This window comes from 'Chrysanthemum coronarium' phytoplasma, from assembly GCF_000744065.1.
Taxonomy (GTDB): domain Bacteria; phylum Bacillota_I; class Bacilli_A; order Acholeplasmatales; family Acholeplasmataceae; genus Phytoplasma; species Phytoplasma asteris.
The window spans coordinates 1-5,769 of sequence record NZ_BBIY01000024.1 but is presented as its reverse complement, the minus strand read 5'-3'; the positions used below and the strand labels follow the sequence as shown (position 1 = coordinate 5,769).

The window sequence follows — 5,769 nt, the reverse complement described above, 5'->3', positions numbered from 1 at the left end:
GGAACTACAACTCTCATTGCTTTTTTGATTATCTTTTCAAAATGGGGTGGTACCAAATAATCAAAAGGTTTGTTAATTCCTTGATATGTAGTTTTTATATCTATAATTATTTCAGCTATCAATTTTTTATCCTTTCTTTCCTTATTGCTTTAGTTTTTGAGGGTTTGATACTTCAATTATAACAAAATTATAAATCATTTGGGATTAATAAAAAAAGAGACTTTAAAAAGTCTCTTTGGGATTTGTTTGATTGTAATTAATGTGTGTAAACGATTTTAATTTATTTTTTTACAGTAGCTAATTTATTTTTGTTAGGTTTATTACCTGCTTTGGTTTTAGTTTTTTCAGAATTTTCTTTTTGTGCTTTTGGTTGTTGTGTCTCATCTAAAGCATAAATTTCTTTTTGACTTAAAGTATCTTTATCTAATAAAGCTTGGGTTATTTTTTCTACTAATACTTTATTTTTTTCTAAAATGTTTTTAGCTTGTTTGTAGCATTCATCTACTATTTTTTTAATTTCTTGGTCTACTTGATAACGAGTTTGTTCGGAACATTTTTCAAAGTTAATATATCCTAAAGGACTAATTCCTGAATAAGCCACCATCCCAAAAGCAGTGAGAGTAGCTTGTTTAAGATCGGAATACACTCCATTAGTTCTAGCTTTAGAAAAGAGTTCTTCAGCGGCTGCTCCACCTAAGGCAACAACGATGTTATAGTTGAGTTGTTTTTCGGTATTGCAAAAATATTCTTTATCAGATGTAGGCCAAATATAACCTAGAGCGCCTCCTCTTGGAGTAATAGTGAGAGTTCTTACTTTTTCAGAACTATGAGGGTGTTTCATTACAATTACAGCGTGTCCTGCTTCGTGGTAAGCTGTCATTTTTCTTTCTATTTCATGAATAACTAAAGATTTTTTGGCAGGCCCCATATAAACTTTGTCAACTGACTCTTCTAATTCATCCATAGTAATAAAAGCTTTTTGGTTTTTGGCTGCTAAAAGAGAGGCTTCATTAAGAACAGCTGCAAGTTGGGCTACATTCATTCCTGGAGTTCTTTTAGCTAAATGGCTAAAATCCACTAAAGGATCTATTTTTTTGTTACGAGAATGAATTTTTAAGATTGCTTCTCTAGCTTTTACATCAGGAAGATATACTTGCATAGTTCTATCAAAACGTCCAGGGCGAAGCAAAGCAGGATCTAGAGTATCAGCTCTATTAGTTGCAGCTACTACAATTACTCCTCTATTTTGGTTAAAACCGTCTATTTCAGTAAGTAATTGGTTAAGTGTTTGGTCTTTTTCGGAATTTCCTCCTTCTCCTGAATTACTTCTTTTTCCTCCTAAAGCATCTATTTAATCGATAAAAATGATACAAGGAGCATTATTTTGTGCTTCTTTAAATAATTTTCTTACACGTGCTGCTCCAACTCCTACATACATTTCAACAAATTTGGAGCCAGATGCTGAATAAAATGGCACTCCTGCTTCTCCTGCAAGAGCTTTTGCAAGTAAGGTTTACCTGTTCCCAGAGGACCTTCTAATAAAACTCCTCGTGGTATTCGTGCTCCTAAAGTGATATATTTTTTAGGATTTTTTAAGAAATCAACTAATTCTTTCATTTCTTCTTTGGGTTCTTGGTTTCCTGCAACGTCTTGGAAAGTTAATTTGCTTTTTTGTTTCATAGAGGAAGTTTTGTTGTTTTTAAAACCAGCTCTTTTTTGTAATAAGAAATTATTAAAAATATAAAACATCCATAAAGCTGATGAAAAAATACTTAAAATACCAAAAGTATTAGATAAACCATTGGTTAAATATTCTTGGGAATTAGTCATTAAATGATTTTTAGTTTTTTTATCTTCAAAAACTTCTTCGCCGTCTTCTTTATAGATTTTTTTACTTTCTTCTAGTAATTTATCTTGCAAAGTTCGATACATAATATCATCCATATAAGCATAAGCAACATCTTCATTTTTATAATAGACTTCTATTTTATGAATAGTACTTTGTTTAAAGGAACTATGTCCTAAATTAATAATTTTAATTTTTTCGATATCTTCTTAATTATCTTTAGTCACTTTGTCAATTAAAACAAATTGCATATATTCTTTTTTATTGTCGTTATTAAACCATTGGTGATTAATTTCTTTAATTGATAAAAATAAAACTAATGCTAAAATGACAGTAATACAACTCCATTTAATGATTTTATTTATTATTTTATTCATAAAAAGCCTCGTAATCTTTTGTTTTTCAAGTATTTTTTAAAATAATATATTAAAACAAACATAACTATTGTAAATGCTACCAAAGCAAATGACACTTTGATTAATAAACTTAAATTAAATGCAGGGTTAGTTTTGTTTGGTAAAAGTTGATTTTTATTGGCATCTTGTAAAACTCTTTGAAAACCTTGTTCTAGATTATCAGCTCGGAAATAGATTCTAAATTTGTAATAGTTGGTTTTTTGAGCTCTTGGGTTAAAATATTTTGCATACGTGATAATTCTTTTGATAATATCTAAATCCGTTAATGCCATCAAAAATGTATTTGTTGTGAGTCATTAAAGTAGGTTTGTGGATTATAGATACAAATTCTATTTCCTTATTTAAAGTTTTATCCCACTTTTTTCCTTGATTTTGTTTGGGTGAGTTTTTTTATAGTTTTTGAGAGTTTGGATTTGAGGTGTGCTAATAGCTAATGTTTTGCTTGCAATTTTATGATTTAGTCTTTGATTTTTAAATTGCAAATAAACTAACCCAATTAATAATGTTATTGATGTTATAGAAATGCAAAAAATACAAAATAATTTGAATTGGGGGTTTTTGTGGTAAAATAGTAGTTTTTTTTGATTTTGAAAATGATTAATGAAGTTTGGCTCCTTTGTGATTAAAAATATTTAAATATATCCAAAATGGGAATAATTTAAATGATAGGAATAATGAAATGATGAAATATATTAAAAAATAATGACAATAATGACAAAATATAAAAAAGTTATTTTAAAAGTTGTATAATATCTTTATAAAGGTAAAAAAGCAAACCAAATATGGTAAAGATAAAATAAAGCCAAAATTTATGTCTAAAAGATTAAAATAAAAGCTGAAATGCAAAAACGGCATTAAAAAAACTCACTTATATTATTTTATTTGATGAACTAAAAACAATTTATTAATAAAAATAAAACGAAAAGGCGATATTCATGTTAAAAAGACAAGCTAAAGAACAAAAAATTAGAAGAATGTTGAAAAAAGTTAATATTGATAAATTAAAAATTGTGATTTTGAAAAATTGTAGTAAAAAAACTTATTTTGAAGTTAAAAATCAGATTCTTTTTGTCAATCCTCAAGTGAAAGTTATTGTAGATCAAGTTTTGGAAGAATTGACGAAAAAAATGGATTTGAAAAATAATTAGTCATTTACCAAATTATATATTTAATTTATCAGATTCATTTATAATTTCTAATATAGTTGTTTTTATAAGAGTTTCTAATTCTTGCATATCTTTTTGAAATATGGTAGTTATATTACCATTTTGAGCTATTTTTTGAATTGTTTTTTGGAGAGTTTGGAATTTGTTTCTTAACTCCATTAAATTAAAAGATTGTTTTCTTAATTGTTTTATTAAAATATTTTGTTCTGGATTAGATTCAAGTTTGGCATTTGCATTAGCCATCAAATTTTGTTTTATAAAATCTTTAATGTCTGTGATTTTGAGTTTGCCTGCATTCATATCAATTATAATTTTATTTTTTTCAAGCAAGCTTAGTTGATTTTTTAATATTTGATCTATATCATTATTAATATAGGTTTGTATTTTATCCAAAATATTTGTTGCTGTTTGTTGCCATTTATTTGTGTTATGCAATAATTGGTCTTTTAAAGCTAATATAAGTTCGGTATTTGGTTTTTCTTTTTTCCAAAAAATATGCATTTTATTGTTTGGATTTTGATTTAAGGCATCTAAAAGATTATTTTGGGTTTGGTGTGATTTCATTTTTTCATCATTAAAGTTTAAAAAAATAGCAAAAATTTTGTGTTGGATAGCATCAGTAATTTTTTGATTTGCATTACTTTTAGAAAGCATATGATAATTATAAGCAAAAACTTCTTGGTTCCAATCAGGGTTTATTTTTCTAAATTCGGTTTTTAAATTTTCTAAATTCGGATTGAGACCTAAATAATGTTCAATAATGTTTGTCTTGGTATCGGGTTTGATTTCAGGAAGGGTGTGGCTTAATTTTGCATTAGGAACAGATTTATTTTTTTGTTTAATAAAAATAATTGCAGATAACAAAATTATTAGTGCGATAATAAATGTGATAATTATTAAATACTTGTAGTATTTAGTTTGAATAGATTTCATGAAAAATAACAAAGTCCTTTCTATGGAAAACTAGTTTCCTTAAATATTATACTATTATTTACGGACTATACATTATTATATTTGGAAATGTTGAAAAATTCATATTTTATCTTTTGTCAATTTACAAATTTAGTTTAGCAACTACTTTTATGTGGTAAAATATATAAGAATTAGTTTTTATTACAACTTAATCTAATTTATAAATTATTTAATAAAGTTAATTATTATTTTTAAATGTTTCCTTATTTTTCTTATAACTTATTTAATTTCTAAACTTTTTATAATCTCAGTAATTGCTACATATTCCAAGCAAGAAGGGAGTTTGATTGTGAAATGGGCTACTAAACCAAGTGATAAACAAACTTTGGGCGAAGAAATTGCCAATGCCATTTCCCATGGTTTAATGATTCCTTTAGGAGTTTTTATTCTTGTTTGTTTTTGTCTTAAAGCCTCTGTAATGTCAAATCCTAACGGTTATATTGTACTTGTTTTTAGCATATCGATGATTATTCTTTATTTGATGAGTACTTTGTATCATTCTTTATCCTTTACCAAAGCTCATAATTTTTTTCAAAAGACCGATCACATTAGTATTTATTTATTAATTTGGGGAACTTTTGCCCCTATTTTGTTACTTTTGCCAGAATTGCAAAAACCCTTATTTCCTCAATCAAATTTGCTAATTTCCAAAGGAAAATGCTTTTTTGTTTGCCAATGTATTTTGGCTTTTTCAGGTATTATATGTAAAGTTTTTTGGATGAATAAAGGAAAAATCATTCATTTAATCTTTTATGCTTTGCTTGGATGGAGTGGGCTTTTGTTAGTGCCTGCAATGTGGAAAGCCAATATTTTTCATTTTGTTTTACTGGGCGGTGTTTTTTACAGTTTAGGCATCTATTTTTATGTTAAAGATAATAAAAAATATTTTCATTTTATTTGGCATCTTTTTGTTATGGCAGGAACTTGTTTTCATGCTTGGGGCATATATCGTTTGCTTGAAATTTTGCCAAACAATTAATAACAAATTGAAAAATTTCCAACAATAAAAAGAAATCAAACTTGCAAACAAATAATTACAAAACCAAAAATAATTCCACTCATTAAAAGAAATTATTAATTAAAAATAAAAATAAATCAAATAACAAATAATTAAAATCCCAATCCCAAACTCAACCCAAAAAAATTAAGTCAAACAACAATTAAAATTAATATACAAACAACAAATAAATTATTACACATCAAAAAACGGAGAAAAATATATGAAAATTATGTCGGTAAATTCTGGTAGTTCTTCTTTAAAATTTCAATTATTAGAAATGCCACAACAAGAAGTAATTGTTTCAGGTTTAGTTGAAAGAATCGGTAGCAATCAGGCTGTTTTTACAATGAAGACCAAAGACAAAAAAGA

Annotated in this window: 7 protein-coding genes and 2 pseudogenes; 3 read left to right on the top strand and 6 right to left on the bottom strand. The window is 26.5% G+C overall.

The window, feature by feature from the left end:
• Positions 1–280 precede the first annotated feature (280 nt).
• The 5 genes and pseudogenes from OYV_RS05285 to OYV_RS01370 all read right to left on the bottom strand — a co-directional run bounded on the left by OYV_RS05285 (position 281) and on the right by OYV_RS01370 (position 2,534).
• Complete coding sequence (locus OYV_RS05285) at positions 281–1,189, bottom strand: hypothetical protein (RefSeq protein ID WP_081931913.1); 909 nt, start codon at positions 1,187–1,189, stop codon at positions 281–283.
• 21 nt (positions 1,190–1,210) lie between these two features.
• A pseudogene (locus OYV_RS05280) lies at positions 1,211–1,477 on the bottom strand (AAA family ATPase); the annotation flags it as partial.
• Positions 1,429–1,944 carry a hypothetical protein gene (locus tag OYV_RS05275; protein ID WP_152550823.1) on the bottom strand — a complete coding sequence of 172 codons (516 nt, stop codon included), beginning with the start codon at positions 1,942–1,944 and terminating at the stop codon, positions 1,429–1,431. The gene OYV_RS05275 and the pseudogene OYV_RS05280, both read right to left, overlap by 49 nt.
• Positions 1,945–2,055: 111 nt before the next feature.
• Positions 2,056–2,223, bottom strand: coding sequence for a hypothetical protein (locus OYV_RS04965; RefSeq protein ID WP_172642339.1), 168 nt, complete (start codon positions 2,221–2,223; stop codon positions 2,056–2,058).
• Entirely contained in the window at positions 2,220–2,534 is a 315-nt protein-coding gene (locus tag OYV_RS01370; protein WP_042067912.1) for a hypothetical protein, read from the bottom strand. The genes OYV_RS04965 and OYV_RS01370 overlap by 4 nt, the downstream gene beginning before the upstream one ends.
• Before the next feature lie 663 nt (positions 2,535–3,197).
• Here OYV_RS01370 and OYV_RS01365 point away from each other — a divergent pair.
• Positions 3,198–3,410, top strand: coding sequence for a hypothetical protein (locus OYV_RS01365; protein WP_042067909.1), 213 nt, complete (start codon positions 3,198–3,200; stop codon positions 3,408–3,410).
• A gap of 12 nt (positions 3,411–3,422) precedes the next feature.
• On the opposite strand, the gene OYV_RS01360 is transcribed toward OYV_RS01365, so the two are convergent.
• Positions 3,423–4,361, bottom strand: a complete 939-nt coding sequence (locus OYV_RS01360) for a hypothetical protein (protein ID WP_041624679.1) — start codon at positions 4,359–4,361, stop codon at positions 3,423–3,425.
• 328 nt (positions 4,362–4,689) lie between these two features.
• Here OYV_RS01360 and trhA point away from each other — a divergent pair, with 328 nt between their 5' ends.
• On the top strand, positions 4,690–5,379 hold the full coding sequence (gene trhA / locus OYV_RS01355; protein WP_041624681.1) for a PAQR family membrane homeostasis protein TrhA: 690 nt from the start codon (positions 4,690–4,692) through the stop codon (positions 5,377–5,379).
• A 241-nt stretch (positions 5,380–5,620) separates the two neighbouring features.
• Positions 5,621–5,769: pseudogene (locus OYV_RS04815) on the top strand (acetate kinase); the annotation flags it as partial.